Origin of the sequence: Rudanella paleaurantiibacter (genome assembly GCF_009184635.1) — a bacterium.
GTDB lineage: Bacteria > Bacteroidota > Bacteroidia > Cytophagales > Spirosomataceae > Rudanella > Rudanella paleaurantiibacter.
Map to the genome: position 1 here is coordinate 323,605 of NZ_WELI01000003.1, position 22,385 is coordinate 345,989.

The following is a 22,385-nucleotide window of genomic DNA, read 5'->3' on the forward strand; positions in this document are numbered from 1 at the left end:
ACCCCTACCGACCGAAGCTAAGCGTAGTGCCCACCCGGAAGCCCAGCCCCTTGTACGAGCCGTTCTGAAACTGACTTATAACTTCGAGCCGGAACACGGGCAAGACCCGAGGGATCAACCCGTTCAGGCCGTACCCCACTTCGGTATAGTTTTTTGAGCCGGGCGTGGCCAGGTAGTGAACAAAGAGGTTTTCTTTCAGGTCGAGCAGGCGGAACCAGGTGATCTGCGTGAGCAAAAACTTGCGGTACTCGGCCAGGACGTGCGCTTCGGCAAATCGTTTGCCCGTGCTGTACTGGTAGTAGGGCAGCAACCGGAACACCGAAACAGGGTCGCCCTGTTGCAGAAAGAACTGATTGCCCGCAAAGTGCCGAAAATCCGGGAAGTACACCCGCTTGTCGTTGACAAATGCACCCGCCGACAGGTTGTAGCTCAGGCGGCTGCGGATACCCGTTTCAAACGATTGACTGATCCGAGCCTGCAAAAAATCGTAGTCGGTATCGCTCCCGCCCACGCCCGCAATGCCTTTCCGGTAGTTGACCGACAGCAGGGGGGCATCGTTGTTGGGCCGACTGATGCGCCGACCGTTGCGAATAATATACCGGGGAGCACCCAGCCGGGCCGAAGCCAGCAAATTGAGCACAAACGCCTGATGCACCGGAAACGCCGACGAGCCCACCTCGGCATTGGTAACCCGGTTGGTGGTGTAGGCCCGGTTGCGCCAGTTGATCCAGGGCCGAATAATGTCGCGGAAGTTGGCCAACTCCGTCCGCTCGGCATATTCGAGCGAGGCCGACACGTTGAGCCGGTTATGCCACCATCGGAAATTGCCCGACAACCGCACAAAGTCTTTCTGGTACTCTTTGAGGAAATTTTGCTCAAACACCAGCGACGTGAGCGTGTTCATGGCGTTGCTGATCGGGTTGTCGGGGTTCAGTTGCGACAGATAGCGCCCTCCTTCCAGCCCTACCGAGGTGGTTTTGTAGGCATACTGCGCCAGTCCGTAACCCACGGCCCGGTTCCAGCCCAGCCCGTACCGGACCACGCCCCCCACCGACCACGTTGGCCCCGGCTTAAACTGCGGGGTTTTCGATTTACGGGTGGTGTCGGGGGCTCCTGCCCGAATGTTCAGTTTAAGGCCGGCCTGCGCCCAGTAGCCCTCTACGGTATTGTAAAAAATACTTTTGATCGGCGTATCGTACTGAAGCGTGGTACGCTTGCCCACCCGCCAGTTGGCCCCTTCGAGCAGTTGCATCGGTTTGAAGGTGGCACTGCCACGGGTCGAGTCTTTCTTAACAGCCTTGGTGCTGTCGGTTTTGGCCTTGATTTCCCGCACAATTTTAAGGCTGTCGTTGCGGACATAACTGCGGATTTCGGCCGAGGTGAGCGGCACCGACCGGAGCGAATCCCAGAACGCGGTCGAACGTTTGCCCGCCAGCGAATCCACACTGCTCGAATCATTGCGGAGCACCTGAACATCGTCGCGGTTTTCCTGCCGGGCTTTCTCCCGACGGGCTTTGGCCTCCTGCTTTTCGTACTCCTTCATCATTTGCCGCATGTTTTTGGTCGAAAACTCTTTCTGTTTTTTGACCAGATCATCCAGCGATTGCTCTTTCACGTCGCGCTTGGTGAGTTTGGTTTCGGGCTTGAATTTCTTTTCGTCGACCACTTCCACCTCATCCACAAAGGCCGGGTTCACCTTCAGATTGCGGTACTGATAACTCACCACAGCCTCACCCCCAAGCTTCACCCCGAAAATCCCCCCCTTGAAATTGAACCGACCGTTGACCGGCATCCAGACGTTCTGTATTGGCGTGTAGGTTTGCCGCAGGTTAATGCTAAAGCCCTGCTGCAACACTTGTTCGAGTTGCAGACTATGGATGGCCCAGCTGTTCTCGATGATGTAAATGACGCCCCGAAACACGCCCTCACCCCACGAGCGCGGGTTTACGCGAATCTTGCTGATTTCGACCGCCTGCCCCCCGCCAACCGACTCCCGGAAGGTGCCTTCATACACAAATTTGTAGTACGCAAAGGCTTTGGGCGACAAGGGCGACACGGCGTTATTGATCTCCGGGCTGTAAAACGAGCCCATCGAAAACTGAGCCGGAATGAGCTGATCACTCTGTGAATTACGTGAGGCTATCAGCCGCCGACGGTAGGTGTTGGGTTGTTGAAACGAAACCTCCGAAACCGATTCAAACACGTTCGGGACACCCACTTTGAAGTTGGCCTCCTGCTCCGCTTCTTTGAGCTGTTTGCCCGCCATTTTTTCAATCAGCTTCGGAATACTCTCCACAATAAACGACCCCTTGCCGTACACCCGCGCCGTGTAACTATTGACCTGTAGGGCGTGGTATTTACTTTTGGCAATGGCCCGGCGCATGATGGTGTAGGCCGGGTCTTCATTCGTGGAGCGGGCCTGCACCTCCTGTAGGCGGATTACCTGCTCGGCCATGACCACATCGATGGTTTCAAAGCCGCTTTTGACCTCCACCGTCTTCTGTTGAGCCGCAAACCCAAGGTACTGAAACACTACCTCGTAGCGACCCGGAGCCAATGGCAGTTCGTAGCGGCCTTCTGTATTCGATATGGTACCGGCGTCGGTGCCCTTGCCTGTCCCATTTTTGACCACAATAGCCGCGTAAGGCAACACATCGCCACCCGTGGTTTTTATGGTACCCCGGATGCCCTGAGCGTACGCGGTCAATTGAGAAATAAACAACAAAATGCCAATAACGTACAGGCGAAGCATAAGGAGAAGAGAGTAATGAACTGCACAAAGTACACCCTACCCCAACAGCCCTGCAAGCATTTCGGTTGAATTAACAGTTTTTAAGGACAAACGGCGGGTTTTAGGCTCGATCAAGTATGATTTACGAGTCATCGTCCATCATGAAGGCCCTCTATTCGCCAGATAGCTGATTCTGGTATCGACGTAAGCCACCAATAATTTCGGTTAGCCGTTTGTCTTCCCGGCGCAGGGTCCGCTTACCAAGCACGAAATAGGCATACAACATCCAGCCGGTGTACACAATCAGCGCTATAGTCCTGCCTAACAGGGGCATACGACCCAGAATCTCGATAAAATAAAGCCCAAAGGCCCCATTGAGCAGCAGAAAATACACCGGCCCGTTGATTCGGATCAACTGCTTGCGGAAGGCGTAGTAGCGTTCCCACGTAGCCAGGTGTTCGGCCACGGGGGCCGCCAGGTCAATTTGCTTTAACCGCCGGTACAAATACAGGTTCACCACCGCCTGCCCCCCGGTGATCAACGCCATCAGATACAGCCCTACGTAGGTAGTCTGTTGCGTAAACCGAATACCCGTCAGCTCGTTGAAGGTTGCCAGAAACACCGCCGTCAGGGCCAAGCCAATACCACTCCACAGTTGCGTCTGGGCCAGTTTTTGGCTGTGCGTCGCGTTGGTTTGCCGGAGCTGTTCCCAGCCCACGGTATCAGGCGGGGAAACGGGCTGCTGCCATATTTTTTTGAGATCGTCAAAGGGGTCCATGCTGGTGAAAGAGGGTAACAAGTTGCTGTTTAATCCGGTGAATTTTGACCCGTAGGTTGCCCTCCGAAACCCCCACAATCTGCGCAATTTCGGAGTATGGCACATCGTCGAGCACGAGCGAGATAATGAGCCGGTCGGTTTCGGGGAGTTGGCTCACGCAGCCGTACAACCGCCGAACTGCTTCGTCGGGCTCGCCGGTATCGTCGGCCAGGGTAGCCATGTGTTGTTCGAGGAGTGGCTCGGCAACCTGTCGTTTGGCCGTACGCAGGTGGTTAAGACAGGTGTTGACCGCAATACGGTACAGCCAGGTACTAACCTCGGCATTGCCCCGAAACGCGGGCAGATGCTGCCAGGCTTTGATAAACGTTTCCTGCATCAGGTCCTGCGCCTGTGCGTACTCACCCGTGTAGCCAAGGCAAAGCTTCAGAATTCGGGGGGCAAAGCGGGTGTACAACTCCTCAAAAGGCGGTATCGATTGGCTGGCGTTCATTAAGGCAGTTGCAAAAACCCATCGATCTGCCCCTGAAACCAAGCCGGATCGTCGTACATGATAAAGTGTTTGGTGTTAGCCACAGCAATTACCTTATTGGGCACGCGGGCGTACTGTTCGTTCAGGATGCGCATGGATGTATCGCGGCTGTTCATGTACAGGCTCCCCAGCACCAGCACCGGTGAGCTAATCCGGGCAATATCGGTACGCAGATCGGTCAGACTCATTTCAACAATCGTGTAGCCCAGCGTCCGCCGGTCCGACGTAGCCGACCACCGGGCAATCTGCCGGGCGCGGGTAGTGTCGGCCACTTGCGTTCGCATCGAACGCGCCATATTATCTTCGTACGAGTCGACGGGCAGATTCACGAAATTCTGAGCCACAGCTTCGGCATTGAACATGGGCAGGTTACGCAGCGAATCGGCCGAGGTTTTGGGGTTCATCATCCCCGAAATAAACGGCACCCCATCCACACAGATTAGTTTACCCACCAGATCAGGGGCGGTGCTACCCACCCACAAACTCATGAATGCACCGAGGCTATGGCCCATCAGAATCGGCTTGCGGAGCTGTTTTTCCCGAATGTAACGAATAATCTGGTCGCGCACGGTTTGCAAAATTGGCTGTCCAATCGGGTCGACCCCAGCGTAGCCGGGCAGAGTAAGCACATGGCACTCGTACCGGGTACGGAGGTGCGCTACGGTTTCCTGCCATACATCGCCACTGCACGAGTAGCCGGGGATGAGCAGAATAGGCTGACCCTTACCGGTCACCGAAACCCGAAACGAATACGATTGTGCCATGCCCCACTGGGCTACTAGCAAAAGAAGAGAGCAAAGGATGGTCTTCATGTGTGCAAACGGATTAAAAAAGTTTGAACGACGAAGACCGCTTGGGCGCCATTGCGGTGTTGTCGGTGGTTAGAACCCCTAACCCGACATTTGTTACAGTCGGCCGAAAAAAAGTTTTTCGACCGACTTATTCCCTGTCTAAAAAATTATAACTTTTTCTGGATTCTCTTCTACAAACCTATCCTCAATAACGGCTTTTTAGAGGTAGAAGGCCTATTCGCCCGGTTCAATAAAGCTTGTACAGATCAAACCTACGCAGCCCCCATTTACTCACTTTAAACCTAAAAATCAATCAGTCAGGAACAATCCTTCCCGCTCAGGCGTCTACAGACAAGGCACCTCTTGTACTGGTATGACGCGCAAACAGCATTTTGTGATTATTTTGATTTTGGGGACTCTCTCCACTATCAGCCCCTTTTCGATTGATATGTACCTGCCGGGGTTTCCGGCCATTGCCAACGACCTCAATACCACCATTGATAAAGTACAGTTTTCGCTGACGGCCTACTTTTTCGGGATTGCCGCCGGGCAGTTGCTATACGGCCCCCTGCTCGACCGATTTGGACGCAAAATGCCGCTCTACGCCGGTTTAGGGCTGTACTTGCTGGCTTCGGTCGGATGTGCCTTTACCCATTCCATTGAGATGCTCGTGCTGATGCGGCTGTTGCAGGCACTGGGCGGGTGCGTGGGCATGGTGGCAGCTCAGGCCCTCGTGCGCGACCTGTTTCCGGTGAGCAACATTGCGCAGGTTTTTTCGCTGCTGACGCTCGTCATCGCCGTTTCGCCCATGATTGCCCCCACCGTGGGGGGCTATGCTACCGTGGCTTTCGGCTGGCACTCTATTTTCCTGATTCTGGCCGGCATTACGGTGTTGATTCTGGTGGCGGTGTATTACGCCCTCCCCAATGGCCGCCCCGCTGACCCCTCCATTTCGTTACGACCACAAGCCGTTTTGGGCAACTTTTTTACGGTGCTTCGGCAACCGCAGTTCATGACCTATGCCTTTGCGGGTGGGCTCTCTACGGCCTCATCGTTCGCGTACATTGCGGGCTCGCCCGATGTGTTCATGAACCTTTACCACGTGAGCGAGCAGCAGTACGGCTGGATTTTTGCCTTTCTGGCTATTGCAGTGCTGGCACCCAATCAACTGAATCACGTGCTGCTCAAGCGGTTTTCGAACGAGCAGATTGTGCATACTACCCTCATTTACCAGTCGGCAGTGGGACTCATCATGGTCTTTGGTAGCTGGGCAGGGTGGTTCGGGCTAACGGGTCTGCTCGGGATGCTGTTTCTGTTTCTACTTGGTCAAGGGCTGGTTGGTCCAAACTCGTCGGCCCTGTCGATGATGCCCTTTGCCCGGCACGCAGGCAGTGCTGCCGCCCTGATGGGGAGCCTCAGAATGGGTTTTGGGGCACTGGTGTCGGCCATTGTGAGCCTGATGCACAACGGCACCGCCCTGCCCATGATTGGCATGATGACTTTCTGCGCTGTGGGTGGCCTGCTTATTCTGCTAATTGGCGAGCGGGCCATTGCCCACCGCAGCGGTAGCGTGACCCCTAAAGCCGCGCTGTAAACTGGCAAGCTCCAGAGATGTCATCTTGTTTTTCGGTATTGGACATTTGTTCGGCACAAAAGAATTGGCACGCGGATGAAACGGATCAAGCTAATTTTCGCGGATTTACTCATCGACGTGAATTCGGCAAATCGATGTTATCCGCGTTCAATTGGCTTGATTGTACCTTTTGTCCATTACTGAGATCTTATTTAGAGAGATGTTATCGCTGGGGGCTTGGTTCCCTAAAACAGAACCCGCTTACATAAGAGATGACATCTCGTTTAGAGAGATGTCATGTCCGGGAGCCCCTTACCACCACCTAAATACTACCCCTCATTACCGGCACCTACTTCGGTCGGGCTGGCGTCTGTAACGGCTGCCATATCCATATATACGTAGCTCCAGCTGTGGCCGTCGAGGTCTTCGAAGCTGCGCTCGTACATGAAACCGTGGTCCTGAGCGGGCACGGGCGTGTTGGCCCCGGCCGCAACGGCCTTATCGACTATCGCGTCAACGGCTTCTCGGCTATCGGCGGAGAGGCTCACAATTACCTCGGCTGTTTGGGTAGTGTCGGCAATCGACTTTTTCGTAAAGCTGCAGAAAAAAGGCTCCACCAGCAGCATCACATAAATGGTGTCGCTGATAACCATACAGGTCGCTTTTTCGTCGGTAAACTGAGGATTAAAGGTGTAGCCAAGCTGCGTAAAAAACGCAACCGAGCGGTCCAGGCTGCGCACGGGCAGGTTCACAAAAATTTGGGTTGCCATACGTATTGTTGTTTAGAGTACAAGGCAAAGGTACGCTCTTCTGGAGGCCGATCCGGTGGGCAAACAAGCCAAGAACGGGGTGTATTTGGGACAGCTTTTGGGCAGGCTAACACGCACTCTTTACCGGCCCGAATCGCCGGGCAACCGCAAAAAACTCTTTCTTTGTGAAAAGCCTTTTTGCCGTATGAATCGCCTGTCTGTTTTACTTGCTTCGTCTCTGCTGGTTCTTTGTTTTCTGGGTGGTTTCCGACCGTCGCCCAACGCCAAACCGATTGTGCTCGCCTACGTGGGCGGCTTTCGAGGACTGGTAGATACTGACCGGATTGAAGGCGAAAAAATCACCCACATCAACTACGCCTTTGTCGATATCAAAGCCAACCGGGCCTGGTTGCACAACCTCACTACCGACACTACTAATTTTCGTAAGCTAAACACCCTCAAGCGCCGGAACCCCGACCTGAAAATCCTGATCTCGATTGGCGGCTGGGCCTGGAGTGAAAACTTCTCCGATGCCGTTCTGACGGATACGTCGCGGGCAGCTTTTGCGGCCTCGGCGGTCGATATAGTACGGCAGTACGACCTCGACGGTATCGATATTGACTGGGAATACCCCGGCATGAAAGGCGAAGACAACGTGTTCCGGCCCGAAGACAAGGAAAACTTCACCCTCCTGTTTAAAGCCCTGCGCGAAGGGCTCAACGGTCTGGCTACCCAAACCCGCAAATCGTACCTGGTCACTACGGCGCTGCCCGGTTTTGAAGGCATTTTCACCCATACCAACATGGCCGAAGTACACCCTTACCTCGATTTCATCAACGTGATGTCGTACGATTTTTACACGGGTGGCCCCACGGCCGGGCACCACACCAACCTGTACCCGTCGGGGAAGGTGGCCAATGAGTCGTCGGGCGACCGCGCCGTGCAACTGTACCGACAGGCGGGCGTTCCGGCCGAAAAACTGGTGCTGGGAATTGCATTTTACGGGCGAGCCTGGCGGCTACAAACGCCTGACCCGGAGGCCCACCCGCGCACCATCCAGAAAGTGGAGCGGGGCGGTGGGTATACCTTTATCAAAGACAGCCTGCTCACCAATCCTGCCTACCGCCGGTACTGGGACCGCCGGGCCAAAGCGCCCTACCTGTACGGGGCCGAAAACCAAATTTTCTTTTCCTTCGACGACGAGCAATCGGTACGGGCTAAATGCCGATATGTAAAAAAGAAAGGACTCGCGGGGGTGATGTTCTGGGAATATTTCAGCGATCCGAAAGGGTATTTACTGAGTGAAATTGACCGCCAATTCTGAGTAAAATGTCGGTGTATTGATTTTAAACGGCCTAAGTTAATATACTCAACTTAGTTGACTATATACTTCCGTTCGCGGAATGGTATAAAAATGACCCAGTTTAGACCATACGAACAATAACTAAAAAAAATTTGAGCCATATATTATGACGTTTAAATTTATATATATTGCGCAAATCATTAACACTAAATGAGCTATGCAAAATTTTCTTCGCTTCAATAGCTGGAAGCTTGCCAGTGCAGCTATCGCCTTATCAACAACGCTCCTAACCACGGGTTGCCAACCCCAACTTGACCTAAATCCCAACCCAGCCGGGGCCGCACGTAGTGCAGCCAGCGCCGACTTTGTCGAGGGCGAAATTCTTGTCAAAATGGCTAAAGGCGCCGGAGTACAGGGGCTGGCCAACGCCCTCACCCGCGTAAAGGGCGAAGTTGCCGAGAAGATCTTGACCAAAATCATGGAGCGGATGGGCGACAGTGAAGGCGTAGTGCTGATCAAAACCAAAATGAACACGCTGGATGCCATCGAAGCGCTGCGTGGCGCTGAAGGGGTGGAGTTTGCCGAGCCAAACTTCATCTACCAGCACAATGCCGTTTCGAACGATCCGGGCCTGAGCCAGCTCTGGGGTATGGGTGCAAATGGCAACCAGTTTGGTAGCCAGGCCATCACCGCCTGGGCTAACGGTAAAACCGGTTCGTCGACCGTGTACGTAGGTATTATTGACGAGGGTTACATGTACACCCACGAAGATTTGGCCGCCAACGCCGGTACGAACCCCTTCGAGATTGCAGGTAACGGCCGCGACGACGACGCCAACGGCTATGTAGATGACGTGTACGGCTGGGATTTTGCCGGTAACAATAGCACCGTATTCGACGGTACGGCCGATGACCACGGCACGCACGTAGCCGGTACAATCGGCGGTGTGGGTGGCAACGGTATCGGGGTTGCTGGTGTTAACTGGAACGTCAAGCTGCTCTCGGGTAAATTCCTCGGTAGCCGGGGCGGTACAACTGCCAATGCAATCAAGGCAATTGACTACTTCACCGAACTGAAGAAGAAAGGCCTGAACATTGTAGCGACCAACAACTCATGGGGGGGTGGTGGCTTCTCGCAAGGGTTGCAGGACGCCATTGAGCGGGCCAACCAGGCAGGTGTTCTCTTCATTGCAGCCGCCGGTAACGGCGGTAGCGACGGTGTAGGCGACAACAACGACAACGTAGCCAACTACCCATCGAACTACCCGAACGCCAACGTCATTGCGGTAGCTTCGATCACCTCATCGGGTACCCTGTCGAGCTTCTCAAACTTTGGTGCCAACCAGGTTGACATCGGCGCGCCGGGTTCAGCCATTTACTCAACCCTGCCGGGCAAAGCGGGTAAGTCATCGTACGGTTCATACAGCGGTACGTCAATGGCAACGCCACACGTAGCCGGTGCTGCGGCCCTGTACAAGTCGATCAACCCAGGTGCAACGGCTGCACAGGTTAAGGATGCCATCCTGAACTCAGCTACGCCAACGCCATCACTTTCAGGGAAGACAACAACAGGCGGTCGCCTGAACGTATCGACGTTCTAAGCAAAGCTCTGTTCCGTTTAAACACAAAACCCACCGGCTACCGGTGGGTTTTGTGTTTTTAAGCTTGCAGGTTCGTCAGCGGCTCAACGTTTCCGGGCCGACCGGGGTGCGGGCTGGTTAGACAAATGCTGCGTGAAAAACGGAAGCATCTTCTGCTCAATCCGCTCGGCAATTTTATTGATATGGTCGCCATCATACTCTTCGTAGGTATGCTTCACGCCGTAGTTAGTCAGTACACTGTTGAGCACCTTGTTGTTGGCGGCAATACTGGCATCTTTCGAGCCCGCATCGAACGCCAACGCCCGAAGCTGTTTGAGATTCCCAATGTACCCGTCAATGCTGGCCAGCGGGGCATTGGCGGCCCACTTGGCTATGACAGTCGGCTGCAACACCCCCTCTTTGGTAGGCAGGTCGAGGTAAAACGGCGGATTAGTCGGGTTGGGTGACCACGACGCTGCCGACGCAAACATGGCCTTGGTAAAAAAGCCCGCCTTTTCCAGATCGGCCTGGGTTTTCACTCCCTCCATACTCGCCACCATCTCGGGGTTACCGGGACCGTTCATGGCAGGCAACATGCAGCACGGACTCAGCAGGTACAAACTCGAAAAAATTTCGGGGTGTTTCTGCCCGATTCGGATCGAGCCGTACCCACCCATTGAGTGCCCGGCTAACCCCCGGCTGCTGGCCTGCGGCAAGGTCCGGTAGTTTTTGTCAATGTAGTCGACGAGTTCGTAGGCCACAAAATCCTCCCAGTTGCCGATGGTGACCGAGTTTGAATACATACTCCCGAAATAGCGGTTGTAAGCATTGGGGGTCACAATGATAAACTCACCTGTTTTACCGTCGGCCAGCGTTTTATCGACCACAGTGGGCAGGTTTATCCAATGCTTGGTAAAGCCGTACCATTTATCGTCGCTATCAGTAAATCCGTGCAGGAAATAAATGACCGGATACCGGCGGTTGCGGTCGGTTTGGTAGCTAGGGGGCAGATACACCGACACGTCGCGGTCGGGCGAGTCGCCGGCGAGGTTGCCCTCCAACCCTTTTCCGTGTACTTTGATTCGCTCCACTTTTCCGGTACGGGCCGGGGTATTCTGAGCGAGTGTCGGCAGAGCTTGTAATAACCCGCCACTTAGTAACAGCAAAGCGATAACACGTAGACGCATTTTCGGAAACATACGATTTAGGTTTATACCCACACAAGCAACCAAAGGCTACTTTTTACCAGCTTCAGCCGCTCTTACTCGCAACGCCTACCTGCAAACCACCTGACCAGGGCAGACTCTGCTACGGTTTTTCTTTCGGCTTACGCGGCAAACAGATAAAACAACGCCGTTTTTCCAGCTCCTGTACCCGCGTAGCCAAGGCTGTATTAGCCGTTTCGAGAACCTGAAGACGCTCTACAAGGGCGGTCAGATCGGCAGGGGTATTTTGGACCAGAATCACATCGCCCTGCGCATTGACCGACAGAAATTTTGTGGCGCCCCCCTGCGTAGGCGACTGGTCGGTGAGCCCCGACAGGCGTAGCCCACTGCTGTGGGGAGTAGGTGCTACAATCTCCAGCCGGTTTTGGGGGTCATTTGTGCCGATCCCTACCCGGCTGACTTCGTTTCCAAGCACCAATGCATTGCTGGCTTCTACCCGGGCATTCGCGCCAATAGCCGCGGCATTCCGAATACCGCTTTTGGCCTGTGCGTTGGCTCCGATCAACACCAACCCCTCCACAAATTCACTGAGCTTTTCGCCCGACCGAGCCCCAATAATCACGTTTTGTTTACCCGTGGCCATCCGATACCCCGCCTGAAAACCTAGAAACACGTTTTCGTCAGTACGAATCGTCTGCCCGCCCGCAGCATAGCCCAAAAAGGTATTGAAATTGCCCCGCGCGTAAACGGGCGCATTGAAACCGGTGCCAGCTTCCGTACCAATAAACGTGTTACCATCGCCGGTACGGAAGTTTATCCCGGTTTTAAAACCCAGATACGTGCCGTTAGTACTCAGGCTGTCTTCTCCGGCCACCTCATGCCCAATATAGGTTGCCCCATTGCTCCAAACAGGGGCATCTTTATCATTGTCGGTAGCAAATCGGCCAATCAGAATACTGTTGACGCCCTGAAAGGTAGACCCCGCTTCGCTCCCGATAAAAATGTTGCCGGGGCCCGTATTACTTCTACCTGCACTTTGGCCGATCATCACCACATTGGAGGCCCGGTTGTCCTGACCAGCCAAATTGCCAATCACGACGCTACTACTCACATTACGGAACCGCCCACCATTACCGGCGGCAGGTCCGATGACAACGCTGTTCTCAACCGACTCGGCCGATGAAGCGGCATCGTACCCAATAATCACGTTGCGCTTGTTGGTCACTTTTGTCGGTTGCCTTAGCCCAACCATGACGTTGTGAAAGCCCGGTCCGGGCGCGACCGGCGTATTGATAATCAAATTGTCCTGAGCGAGACCCGGTAAGGCAATCAGGCAGGCAAGTAGTGGGCAGTGCTTCATGACGATGGAGGTTTATAAATCCGTCACAAATTGCCATTAATACCCTGAACATCAACACTATCTATGCGTAGAAATACGTATACCCTACTTACCCCGGTTACGATTTTAGTAAACGGTAGGTAGTCATGCCAACCTCTTCTCACCCTCGCGCAACTGAGCCTCATAAAATACCGACTGAACCAGCCAATCCGACGACTCACCCATAAAACCAATGGAGAAAGGCTACAGCCCGTAATAGCTTTGTCGGGACAAAACAACACAATACCCCAATGAAACACCTTATCGCCTTCCTCCTCATCGCGTTTGCCTTCACGGCCTGCAAAAAAGAAACCGACATTGAACCCGCCCCCCTCGCCGACCGGTTTGCCGGCACCTACAAACTCAGCTCGTTTCGGTATGTCGACGATACCCAGAAACTTGAGTTCCCGACCCTGCCCATGACCGCCAACGGAACCACTATTTCGGGGAAGGTAACGCTGACCAAGAAGTCAGATAAAACGCTCGACATGACATTCCTGCTCACAGCCACGGGTATGGACGACGAAAGTGTTACGTTTGAAGGGGTTGAGGTGCGGCAGGTAGGGTCAGAATATGGCCTTTTTGCTGAGGGCAGCCGCATCGCCGATGTCGACGGCTCATCGATTATTTTCAATTATACCGAAAGCAACCCAAAGCTCGAAATGGCGTTTGTTGCCCGCAAATAAGCCAGAAGTCCCCAGATACACGGTCTCGATCATGTACCTGGGGACTTCTGTTTACGGTTTTCGGTTGGGTGAGGCAGTTTGCCAGAAGTAATACAGAATGCTTCTTCTTTCCCCCTCCAACGGCCTGACCTTTCGCTCTTTTACTCTTTCTCCTAGTCCGACTGAGAGGGCAGCGTTTCTGATGGTGTTTTATTACTCCGTCGATTCAATCGATACGTGAGTGTCAGCACAACGTTGTGTTTGCTGGCTGCCAGCTTGGGCGTAAACACCCCCTGATCGAATCGGGCCGGAGTGTAATTAACTTGATTGACCCATCCCACCTGCATCGTAAAGTTCCGGTCGAACTGATACCCCATACCGGCATATAACCGGTTACGCTCAAACGCGGGGCCTTTAGGGTTCAGGAAAATCTCGTCGTACGACGACAGAAAAAACGTTTTGCTCGTCAGTTTGCGGTTGTTAAGGGGCAAGAATACGTTCAGCCGGTAGCGAATCCGGCTCCGAAACGAATCCGACCCGTCGCGAAACTGAAACCACCGCTGCTCAATTCGGTAGCGGTGTTCAAACCGGAGTCGGTCGAGGTATTGATTGATGACCAACTGCTCCCACAACCGTTTCTCGGTGTTGAGCGGCCCCGCCGACAGATCGTTATAGTCGTAGGTAGCATACCGGCCTCCCGCCAGCGTGAAGGTAAAGTTCCGGTCGAGATCATAGCTAACCCCGCCTTTAAACTCATTGTAGAAAAACTGTTGAAACGGGCGGTAACTACGGCCCTGAATTTCGAAAAAACCGCCCCAATGCTTGGGCCCTGAAGGCAGTTGAAGCGTCGTAATCACCCACGACCCAAGCGGCTCGGGAGCAGGCACCGTAGGCACCGTAGTTTGGGCCAACGCCCCACTCACCCATCCGAAACTAAATAATAAACAGGCCAACCGCCCAACCAAACGTTTATACAGCACCGGTATCTCCCTTTTTTGGCTACAAAGCTACGGTTGGTAACGGAAAGATAATTTTGAGGCCGCTAATATTAACGCGGGCTACGGAGAAGATAACCCTCAACTATCTATTTTACAGATAGTTGCTAACGCAAGAACCAACAGCCATTTTCTATACCTCACATTAATATTGGCAGTCGTTCGATGGGAGCGAAAAATCCAGAACCGCCTGCTAATGCCCCATTGATTCAGGCATTGGCAGGCGGTCAACTTAATCGGCGATAAAGGTAAACTCGGGAAAACCGTAGGCTTCGTATTTCACGTTGGCGACTGCATCGGGGAATACGGGGGTAGCGGTATTGCGGTAACAGGCATTATACACCAGAATACTCCCTTTGGTAAACGGCATAAAATCGCCCCCGGCCGTTTTGTAGGCCACGCCATACTTTTTATTGACCCCGCCCGACTGACTATTGACGCTGATAAGGTACTTCTTATTCGGCGTGAGGGCCAATGGGTCAACGTTATCGAGCGTGAGCTTGTCGGGTGCGGTCTGCTCTACCGTTTTCTGACGAATAACCTGTTTAGTGTCGAAGTCCCAGACGATGATTCGGTATGTACCGGGCTCGGGCATTTTGGCACCCAACTGCGTGATTTTACCAGCCACCGAGGCACTAAACACAAGCCCCAACTCCCACGGACCCGACGTTCGTACGCTTGCCGACAGGGAGCTTTCGCCACCCACAAAACTCGTCAGCACATTTTCGGCGGGTTTGGCGGCCTCTTCTTTGGAACTGCAACCGGTGGTCAGGCTAAGCAACCCCGCCACCAGCACAGCATACATGCATGTCGTTTTCATGATTCAGATTTTTTGTCTGAATCATTGGTCGGGTAAACACCCCTACCCCGCAACAACCACGGCCCGGTCTTGAGCGAACGGTCAGGCCAGAATCGGCCGGATCACCTTACCGCCCACATCGGTCAGCCGGAAGTTCCGCCCCTGAAACTCGTAGGTCAGCTTTTCGTGGTCGAGACCCAGCAGGTGCAGAATCGTAGCCTGAAAATCGTGCACGTGCGTGCGGCCCTCTACGCCCTGATAGCCCAGTTCATCGGTTTGGCCGTAACTAAAACCCGGCTTTACGCCCCCGCCCGCCATCCAGAGCGTGTAGGCCGACGGGTTATGGTCGCGGCCCATAAACGGTGCCGGGCGGTTGTCGCGGTTTTCCTGCATGGGTGTCCGGCCAAACTCACCACTCCAGACGACCAGTGTCTGATCGAGCAGGCCGCGCTGTTTGAGGTCCATCAGCAGAGCCGTCATTCCCTGATCTACATCGCGGCACTTCTGCCGAAAACCAACCTCCAGGGCCTCCTGCGAGCTGGAGCCGTGCGAGTCCCAGCCCCAGTCGAACAGTTGCACAAACCGCACGCCCGACTCCACCAGCTTGCGCGCCAGCAGGCAGTTGTTCGCAAACGATACCTGCCCCGGTGTGGTGCCGTACAACTGATGCGTAGACTGCGGCTCGCGGCTGATGTCCATCACTTCGGGTACTTCGAGCTGCATCCGAAACGCCAGCTCGTACTGACTCATGCGGGTGAGAGTTTCGGGGTCGCCAAACTCGTCGTAGGTCTGCTGGTTGATACGGTTAATGGCGTCGATACTGGCTTTACGAAGGTCGCGGTTTACGCCTTTGGGATCATCGACAAACAGCACCGGCTCACCAGAAGTACGGCATTGCACCCCCTGAAAAACCGAGGGCAGAAACCCACTCCCCCAGATACTCTTACCGGCTTCGGGATATTTGCCGCCGGAGGTCAGCACCACATAACCCGGCAGGTTCTGGTTTTCGGTGCCCAGCCCGTACGTAACCCACGTACCCATGCCGGGGCGACCCAGCCGGGGGGTGCCGGTGTGCATCATCAGCTGAGCCGGGGCGTGGTTAAACTGATCGGTGTACATTGCCTTCAGAAAACACACCTCATCGGCCATGTTGGCAAAGTACGGCAGGTGGTCAGACACCCACGCGCCAGACTGCCCCCGCTGGGCAAACTGCCCCTGCGGCCCCAGCATTTTCGGAACACCCCGGATAAAGGCAAACGTTTTTCCTTCCAGAAACGACTGCGGGCAGTCTTGCCCATGCCAGCGGGCCAGTTGGGGCTTATAATCAAACAACTCCAGCTGACTCGGCGAACCCGCCATGTGCAGGTAGATCACCGACCGGATTTTGGGCGGGAAATGCGCCTGCTTTGGGTCGAGGGGGTTGCTCACGGCGGGTGTACTACCGCCCAGACCGCAACTACCCAGCAACGATTGCAACGCCAGCGCCCCCAGGCCGCTACCGCATTGTTTCAGAAAATGCCGCCGGGTTTCGAGTTGGGCGGCCGCCAGCGCGGCTTCTTTGTCAATATTCAGGCGCATACTACGCGTTGTATTTTTTCGGTGGGGCTCGCTGGTTTCTCAACCGTGCGGCCCCGCCCGGTCAGGACTTGGTCACAAACTCATCAATATTCAACAGGGCGTTGGTCGCCATGCTCAGGGCCGCGTGTTTGGCATCGGGCCGACCTCTAAACTGTTTCAGGGCGGCATCGTACAGGGCTTGCAGAGCCTCCTGCTTTTCGGGCGTTATCGGCCGACCGATGGCCCGCTGATACGCATCGGCCAGTTGGGCCTCAACCGTGGGGTGTTTTTCTACCAGCCGGGCCAGTTGGTCGGCGGCTTCCACAAACACAGGATCGTTGAGCAAGGTCAGGGCCTGCAACGGCGTGTTGGTCCGAATCCGGCGCGAAAGGCACACTTCGCGGCTTCCGGCATCAAAACTCACCATTGACGGGTACGGCCCTGTGCGCCGAACAAACGTGTAAATCCCCCGCCGGTGGGCGTCTTCACCCAGGCTGGGCTCCCATTTGAGGCTACTGTTTACCGCCTGCCAGATACCGTCGGGCTGGTAGGGCATGGTGGGTTTCCCGAAGGCTTTACGGCTCAGCAACCCGCTCACGGCCAGGGCCTGATCGCGGATGGTCTCGGCCGGCAAACGCAAGCGGGCACCCCGCGCCAGCAACCGGTTTTGCGGGTCACGAGACACGGCGTCGGGCGTTGCCTTCGACGATTGGCGGTATGTTTTCGATAAAACCATGTACCGCAACAGCTGCTTCATGCTCCAACCCCAATCGCGCGAGAACCGCACGGCGAGGTAATCGAGCAATTCGGGGTGGCTGGGCTTGGCACCGGCCGTCCCAAAATCTTCGAGCGTTTCGACCAGCCCCACGCCAAATAGCTGCTCCCAGAACCGGTTCACCGTCACGCGGGCCGTAAGCGGGTTATTCGGGTCGGTGAGCCATTGCGCCAGCCCCAACCGGTCTTTCGGCAACCGCCGATTCATACCCCCGAGCGACTTCGGTACGTCGGGCTGCACCACCGGGCCGGGGCTCAACCAGTTCCCCCGCACAAACAGGTGCGTGGGCCGGGCATAGTCGGGGTCGGTGGGGAGCATAATGGGCGTATTGTTTGTTTTGGCCGCAATCAGGTCCAGGTACGCCTGCTGCTGAGCCGCATCGCCCGGAAAATCAGGAATGAGGGCAAACCAGTCGATCTGGAAAAAGTACGACTCGGGGTCGATGCCGGGGTTAGTAGCCGTCAGATACAGGTCGTGCCGCCCGGTTGTGGGTTTGATGGGCCAACGTTGCAGCACTTTCTCGCGGGCGTTGTTGCGGGTGGTATCGAGCTTTATCCGGCTCAGGAGGGGGCCGGTGGGGCTATCGAGGTGCAGTTCGAGCACTCCACCGGGCTGTTTTACGCTCAGGTGCGTGAGCAGTTGGGTACGCCCGTCGAGCTGCATATTGGGCAACCGGCACGAGCCCCCGTGTTTGAGACCAATGTTACGGTCGCCCAGCAGGGCTCCTTTCTCGTAGTTGTCGGCATAATGTGCATGATGGCGGGGTTCCAGATGCCGCAGGAAATACACCCAGTTGAACGTACCCCGATACGGCCGGGCCGAGGTGGCCGCACCCGAATCGGGCAAAGCTCGGAGCCACGTCAGCATGGCCTGTGCTTTCGACTCATCTTCGGGCTTGAACTGCCGTAAAAACGGGGCTTCGTCCTGCGTGTCTTCGTCGCGGGTGTTGTTGAAAAACGCCATGAACTTGTAATAATCCTCATGCCGGAATGGGTCGTACGGATGGCTGTGGCACTGCACACACCCAAACGACGTACCCTGCCAGGCCTCCCAGGTCGTGTTGACCCGGTCGATGAGGGCCGCCACCCGAAACTCTTCGTCGACGGTGCCGGTCTCGTCGTTGTTCATCGTGTTGCGGTGGAAACCGGTCGCGATGAGCAGATCGTCGGGGGGCAGTTTACCCGCCGGGAGCCGCTGCGCCAGCAGGTCGCCAGCCAGTTGCTCGGTCGTGAACCGGTCGAAGGGCATATCGGCATTGAAAGCCCGGATTACCCAGTCGCGGTAAGGCCAAATAGAGCGGCCGTTATCTTTCTGGTACCCGCGCGAATCGGCGTAGCGGGCCAGATCGAGCCACATAGCCGCCCACCGCTCACCATACCCCGACGATGCCAGCAGCTCATCGACCAGTTGGGCGTAGGCCGTGTCCCAGTCGTCGGCTTCGCTGTACTTTTTCAGTTGTTCGGCCGTGGGAGGCAGGCCCGTCAGGTCGAGGCTTACCCGCCGGATGAGGGTGAGCCGGTCGGCTTCGGGGGCCATACTCAGCCCTTCCTCTTCGTGCCGTTTGGCCACAAATTTGTCGATGGCGTTCGTATCGGCATCGCTCAAAAACCAGTCCATAAAACCGGCCAACGCACCACCACCGGGCACGGCCGGGCGTTCGAGCGGGCGGTAGGCCCAATGGGTATCCCAGGCGCACCCCTCATCGACCCAACGGGTGAGCAACTGGATTTCTTCGGGTTTGAGCGGATCGGCTTTGTAGGGCATCCGCTCCTCGGGGTCAGGGTCGGTCAGGCGTTTGATAAACTCGCTGTTGCGGGCATCGCCGGGAATAATGGCCGGGTGGCCCGATTTGGTTTTGGCCAGGGCCTCTTCGCGAAACAGCAAACTCAACCCACCGGCCTGTTTTACCCCGCCGTGACAGGCAATGCAGTGCTTGTTGAGAATCGGCTTGATCTGCGTATTATAGTCAACCCGATCAGAGGAGGGCCACAGCGAGAACACCCCGATGCTCAGGCCCGCCAATCCAATTAGGGTGTATATCCAGGTCTTCATTCAGTCTGCGTAAACTTCTTTCTGAAAACAGGCGGGGAACAGTAACTTACTCATTCAGAAACCCGGAAAAACACATTTCTGTCCGGCATTGATCACAAAACCATTCATTAACCCGGCCGGTTTAGGTAAAAGGGGGGTTTCGTTTTCACAAAATCACACAGTTACACTGTCACGCATTGTTTTTATGCCGGATGTAGTCATTATCGGGGGCGGATTGGCCGGGCTGGTGAGCAGTCTGGAACTGGCACGGGCGGGTTTTGCCGTAACCCTGATCGAGCGCAAAACGTACCCATTTCACCGGGTTTGTGGCGAGTACGTATCCAACGAAGTGCGCGGGTATCTCACAGCCCTCGGCATCGACCTGAACGGGTTAGGCGCAGCCCAGATTACCCAGTTCAGGCTTTCGTCGCCTTCAGGCCGGTTGCTGGAGGCCCCGCTCGATCTGGGCGGGTTTGGCATCAGTCGCTACACCCTCGACTATGCGTTGTACCAATTGGCACAAGCGGCCGGGGTGACCTTTGTGCTCGGCAAACAGGCTGAAGGTGTCCATTTTGATGCAACAAAGGGTCTGTTTTCCGTAGACCCCAACGATGGGCAAACGCTCTCGGCCCGGCTCGTGATCGGTGCGTTTGGCAAACGCTCCCGGCTCGACAAAGCCCTCGACCGGCCGTTTATGCGGCAATCGGCTCCGTACATCGGCGTGAAATACCACATTGCCCCCGGCCCCGACTCTGAGCCTTTCCCCACCGATTTGATTGCCCTGCACAACTTCCGGGATGGCTACTGCGGGATGTCAGCCATTGAAGACGGAAAATACTGCCTGTGCTACCTCACTACCCGCCAAAATCTCCGGCAGTTTGGCAATATTCCCGATATGGAACGGACGATTCTGGCCCAAAACCCCCATCTGCGCCATGTTTTTGAAACCTACGAGTTTCTGTACGACAAGCCTGAAGTGATCAACGAGGTTTCGTTTGCGCCCAAAAGGGCCGTCGACATGCACATGCTTATGGCGGGCGATTCGGCGGGGCTCATTACTCCGCTCTGCGGCAACGGTATGGCGATGGCCATTCATGGGGCCAAACTCACGAGCGAGCTAGCCATTGCATTCCTACAAAACAAACTGAGCCGCCCCGAACTGGAACGGCTCTATGAACAACGGTGGAAAGCCCTGTTTGCCCGGCGGCTTTGGGTGGGCCGCACCGTGCAGCGGCTCTTTGGCAATGTGCGGCTCTCCGAACTGGCGGTTTCGGCGTTTGGGTTGGTGAAGCCTGCCCTACGCGGTGTGATGCGGCAAACCCACGGCGAGGAAGTGGCGGTTTAACTACGCTTGGGGAGTAACTTTAGCCAACAGCGCGGGCCAGTCGACACCAGCCTGAATGGTTTGCGGATCGGGCAGTTGGCCGCTTTGCAGCAGCTCCCTGATAATCGCTATATCGGTATCCCGCCCGAGCGACGCAGCCGCTTTCACAATTCCATCGACCCCGTAAAAGGCCAGAAACGAATCGTCGGTTTCGGGGTCGCCGTCGTAGATTATCTGGTCAAACTGCTCGGCGTGGCCTACGTAATTGATGCGCTTTCCCTGCTGATTGGTCCAGAAAAACGGGGCCATGCGGTAGGGTTCCGGGGCATCCGGGCGGGCCATGTTCAGGCCTGCTACGTGGCCCTGCTGCCCGGCTACTTTCCAGTGTTCAATACGGACCGGGCCATCGGGGGTTGGGAAATGGGCAATGTCGCCCGCAGCATACAGACCGTCGGCCAGTTGGAGGTACTCATCGGTCAGTACGCCCCCATCGTCGGCGCGGGGTACGTTTTCCAGAAAATCAGTTCGGGGTTTCACCCCCAGCCCCAGCAGTACCACATCGGCGGGTAGCGACTCTCCATTGTCGAGCACTACGGCGCTTACCTCGCCCGTACCGTCGAACTGCCGCACCTCCCGGCCGAGGTGAAACCGGATACCCGCTTTTTCGTGCCATCCCTGCACCAACCGACCGATTTTTTCGCCCAGCACCTTGGCAAACGGAACAGCCTCGCGGCCCACTACGGCCACCTCAGCCCCCAGTTTACGCAGGCTCATAGCCGCTTCGAGCCCGATAAACGAGCTACCCACGATCACCACCCGCTTGCCCTGCTGCCCCAGCAAGCGCAACTGACTACTATCGGTCAGGCTCCGCAGGGTGAACACATGGCGGAGGCCGGCACCGGGCACGGGCAGGTGGTTTGGCGCTCCACCGGTGCAAATCAGGGCTTTGTCGTACCGGATTGTCTCGCCCGATTGGAGCTCGATTTCTTTGGTGGCTGCGTCGAGCCGTTTCACCGGCGTTTCGGTGCGTATTTCGATGCCGTATTGTTTGTAAAAATCCGGCTCGCGCAAGGGCATCCATTCGGCCGGAGCCTTACCCTGTAAGTAATCTTTGGAACAGTTGGGCCGGTCGTAGGGTTGGTTTGGGCTTTGGGTCAGCATCACGATTCGGCCCGTGAAGCCCCCTTCGCGCAGGGCCTCGGCGGCAAAAGCCCCGGCCCCACCCGCCCCAACAATGACGTAGGTTTCGGTGCTATGGGCCTGTGGGGCCGCCAGCGGATTGGTTCGGCTTTGGGCATCGGTCGTCAGCCGCACCAGCACCTGATCGCCCTCAATCCGCACTTCGTGCATGGGCAGGCCATTTAGTGCGGGGGCTTCGAGCCGGTGGCCGGTTGTGGCGTCGAAACAGGCATTGTGCCACGGACACACGAGCCGGTGGCCATGCAATACGCCCTTGGCGAGCGGGGCACCATAGTGCGAGCATTTGGGGTAAAGCGCGTAGTACTGCCCATCGACACGGGCAAGAAGTACATCCGTGTCGCCCACCCGAACTTCTTTCAGTTGGCCATCGTGCAGGTCGTCAATATGGCACACGGCCGCTTCGGTGTAGTCAGTCGTCATAAACGTCAGATTTCCGACTAAACTCACCGCAACCCGAAAGCG

The 22,385-nt window shown here is 55.8% G+C and carries 17 protein-coding genes; 5 read left to right on the forward strand and 12 right to left on the reverse strand.

The features are described 5' to 3' along the window. Positions 1-4: 4 nt before the first annotated feature. The 4 genes from F5984_RS10010 to F5984_RS10025 form a co-directional block, all read right to left on the reverse strand. Positions 5-2,752 (reverse strand): DUF5686 and carboxypeptidase regulatory-like domain-containing protein, encoded by a 2,748-nt coding sequence (locus F5984_RS10010; RefSeq protein ID WP_152124119.1) that lies wholly within the window; start codon positions 2,750-2,752, stop codon positions 5-7. Positions 2,753-2,903: 151 nt separating this feature from the next. After that, the gene (locus tag F5984_RS10015; RefSeq protein ID WP_152124120.1) at positions 2,904-3,509 is read right to left on the reverse strand and encodes a hypothetical protein; all 606 of its coding nucleotides are present in this window, start codon (positions 3,507-3,509) and stop codon (positions 2,904-2,906) included. After that, positions 3,496-3,999, reverse strand: a complete 504-nt coding sequence (locus tag F5984_RS10020) for an RNA polymerase sigma factor (protein ID WP_246168898.1) — start codon at positions 3,997-3,999, stop codon at positions 3,496-3,498. Before F5984_RS10020 ends, F5984_RS10015 begins: the two co-directional genes overlap by 14 nt. Further along, positions 3,999-4,850: an alpha/beta fold hydrolase gene (locus tag F5984_RS10025; protein ID WP_152124121.1), complete on the reverse strand. Its 852-nt coding sequence runs from the start codon at positions 4,848-4,850 to the stop codon at positions 3,999-4,001. Before F5984_RS10025 ends, F5984_RS10020 begins: the two co-directional genes overlap by 1 nt. Before the next feature lie 352 nt (positions 4,851-5,202). On the opposite strand from F5984_RS10025, the gene F5984_RS10030 reads away from it, so the two are divergent. Continuing rightward, positions 5,203-6,423 carry a multidrug effflux MFS transporter gene (locus F5984_RS10030; RefSeq protein WP_152124122.1) on the forward strand — a complete coding sequence of 407 codons (1,221 nt, stop codon included), beginning with the start codon at positions 5,203-5,205 and terminating at the stop codon, positions 6,421-6,423. Positions 6,424-6,731: 308 nt separating this feature from the next. Here F5984_RS10030 and F5984_RS10035 read toward each other — a convergent pair whose 3' ends face one another. Continuing rightward, positions 6,732-7,172 (reverse strand): VOC family protein, encoded by a 441-nt coding sequence (locus tag F5984_RS10035; RefSeq protein WP_152124123.1) that lies wholly within the window; start codon positions 7,170-7,172, stop codon positions 6,732-6,734. A gap of 184 nt (positions 7,173-7,356) precedes the next feature. On the opposite strand from F5984_RS10035, the gene F5984_RS10040 reads away from it, so the two are divergent. After that, complete coding sequence (locus F5984_RS10040) at positions 7,357-8,475, forward strand: glycoside hydrolase family 18 protein (RefSeq protein ID WP_152124124.1); 1,119 nt, start codon at positions 7,357-7,359, stop codon at positions 8,473-8,475. Between the two features lie 196 nt (positions 8,476-8,671). After that, positions 8,672-10,054 carry a S8 family peptidase gene (locus F5984_RS10045; RefSeq protein ID WP_152124125.1) on the forward strand — a complete coding sequence of 461 codons (1,383 nt, stop codon included), beginning with the start codon at positions 8,672-8,674 and terminating at the stop codon, positions 10,052-10,054. Between the two features lie 83 nt (positions 10,055-10,137). Here the strand turns inward: F5984_RS10045 and F5984_RS10050 are convergent, their stop codons facing one another. Together F5984_RS10050 and F5984_RS10055 are read right to left on the reverse strand one after the other, a co-directional pair. After that, complete coding sequence (locus F5984_RS10050) at positions 10,138-11,220, reverse strand: alpha/beta hydrolase (RefSeq protein WP_152124126.1); 1,083 nt, start codon at positions 11,218-11,220, stop codon at positions 10,138-10,140. Between the two features lie 121 nt (positions 11,221-11,341). Further along, a complete protein-coding gene (locus tag F5984_RS10055) occupies positions 11,342-12,559 on the reverse strand; it encodes a hypothetical protein (RefSeq protein WP_152124127.1) in 1,218 nt (405 codons plus the stop codon). A 269-nt stretch (positions 12,560-12,828) separates the two neighbouring features. Between F5984_RS10055 and F5984_RS10060 the strand changes: the two genes are divergently transcribed. Beyond that, the gene (locus F5984_RS10060; RefSeq protein ID WP_152124128.1) at positions 12,829-13,263 is read left to right on the forward strand and encodes a hypothetical protein; all 435 of its coding nucleotides are present in this window, start codon (positions 12,829-12,831) and stop codon (positions 13,261-13,263) included. Between the two features lie 152 nt (positions 13,264-13,415). On the opposite strand, the gene F5984_RS10065 is transcribed toward F5984_RS10060, so the two are convergent. The 4 genes from F5984_RS10065 to F5984_RS10080 form a co-directional block, all read right to left on the reverse strand. After that, positions 13,416-14,222 carry a DUF2490 domain-containing protein gene (locus F5984_RS10065; protein ID WP_246168899.1) on the reverse strand — a complete coding sequence of 269 codons (807 nt, stop codon included), beginning with the start codon at positions 14,220-14,222 and terminating at the stop codon, positions 13,416-13,418. A 247-nt stretch (positions 14,223-14,469) separates the two neighbouring features. Then, entirely contained in the window at positions 14,470-15,057 is a 588-nt protein-coding gene (locus F5984_RS10070) for a DUF4082 domain-containing protein (RefSeq protein ID WP_152124129.1), read from the reverse strand. Between the two features lie 81 nt (positions 15,058-15,138). Next, positions 15,139-16,614, reverse strand: a complete 1,476-nt coding sequence (locus F5984_RS10075) for a DUF1501 domain-containing protein (RefSeq protein WP_185155475.1) — start codon at positions 16,612-16,614, stop codon at positions 15,139-15,141. Between the two features lie 61 nt (positions 16,615-16,675). Further along, positions 16,676-19,420, reverse strand: a complete 2,745-nt coding sequence (locus F5984_RS10080) for a DUF1553 domain-containing protein (RefSeq protein ID WP_152124130.1) — start codon at positions 19,418-19,420, stop codon at positions 16,676-16,678. A 184-nt stretch (positions 19,421-19,604) separates the two neighbouring features. Between F5984_RS10080 and F5984_RS10085 the strand changes: the two genes are divergently transcribed. Next, on the forward strand, positions 19,605-20,744 hold the full coding sequence (locus tag F5984_RS10085; RefSeq protein WP_152124131.1) for an NAD(P)/FAD-dependent oxidoreductase: 1,140 nt from the start codon (positions 19,605-19,607) through the stop codon (positions 20,742-20,744). Here the strand turns inward: F5984_RS10085 and F5984_RS10090 are convergent, their stop codons facing one another. Next, positions 20,745-22,343, reverse strand: coding sequence for an FAD-dependent oxidoreductase (locus F5984_RS10090; RefSeq protein ID WP_152124132.1), 1,599 nt, complete (start codon positions 22,341-22,343; stop codon positions 20,745-20,747). Positions 22,344-22,385: the final 42 nt, after the last annotated feature.

What these genes read in the sequence shown, in the direction of transcription:
- F5984_RS10010 (WP_152124119.1), bottom strand. Translation starts at nt 2,752, where the DNA reads ATGCTTCGCCTGTACGTTATTGGCATTTTGTTGTTTATTTCTCAATTG.
- F5984_RS10015 (WP_152124120.1), bottom strand. Translation starts at nt 3,509, where the DNA reads ATGGACCCCTTTGACGATCTCAAAAAAATATGGCAGCAGCCCGTTTCC.
- F5984_RS10020 (WP_246168898.1), bottom strand. Translation starts at nt 3,999, where the DNA reads ATGAACGCCAGCCAATCGATACCGCCTTTTGAGGAGTTGTACACCCGC.
- F5984_RS10025 (WP_152124121.1), bottom strand. Translation starts at nt 4,850, where the DNA reads ATGAAGACCATCCTTTGCTCTCTTCTTTTGCTAGTAGCCCAGTGGGGC.
- F5984_RS10030 (WP_152124122.1), top strand. Translation starts at nt 5,203, where the DNA reads ATGACGCGCAAACAGCATTTTGTGATTATTTTGATTTTGGGGACTCTC.
- F5984_RS10035 (WP_152124123.1), bottom strand. Translation starts at nt 7,172, where the DNA reads ATGGCAACCCAAATTTTTGTGAACCTGCCCGTGCGCAGCCTGGACCGC.
- F5984_RS10040 (WP_152124124.1), top strand. Translation starts at nt 7,357, where the DNA reads ATGAATCGCCTGTCTGTTTTACTTGCTTCGTCTCTGCTGGTTCTTTGT.
- F5984_RS10045 (WP_152124125.1), top strand. Translation starts at nt 8,672, where the DNA reads ATGCAAAATTTTCTTCGCTTCAATAGCTGGAAGCTTGCCAGTGCAGCT.
- F5984_RS10050 (WP_152124126.1), bottom strand. Translation starts at nt 11,220, where the DNA reads ATGCGTCTACGTGTTATCGCTTTGCTGTTACTAAGTGGCGGGTTATTA.
- F5984_RS10055 (WP_152124127.1), bottom strand. Translation starts at nt 12,559, where the DNA reads ATGAAGCACTGCCCACTACTTGCCTGCCTGATTGCCTTACCGGGTCTC.
- F5984_RS10060 (WP_152124128.1), top strand. Translation starts at nt 12,829, where the DNA reads ATGAAACACCTTATCGCCTTCCTCCTCATCGCGTTTGCCTTCACGGCC.
- F5984_RS10070 (WP_152124129.1), bottom strand. Translation starts at nt 15,057, where the DNA reads ATGAAAACGACATGCATGTATGCTGTGCTGGTGGCGGGGTTGCTTAGC.
- F5984_RS10075 (WP_185155475.1), bottom strand. Translation starts at nt 16,614, where the DNA reads ATGCGCCTGAATATTGACAAAGAAGCCGCGCTGGCGGCCGCCCAACTC.
- F5984_RS10080 (WP_152124130.1), bottom strand. Translation starts at nt 19,420, where the DNA reads ATGAAGACCTGGATATACACCCTAATTGGATTGGCGGGCCTGAGCATC.
- F5984_RS10085 (WP_152124131.1), top strand. Translation starts at nt 19,605, where the DNA reads ATGCCGGATGTAGTCATTATCGGGGGCGGATTGGCCGGGCTGGTGAGC.
- F5984_RS10090 (WP_152124132.1), bottom strand. Translation starts at nt 22,343, where the DNA reads ATGACGACTGACTACACCGAAGCGGCCGTGTGCCATATTGACGACCTG.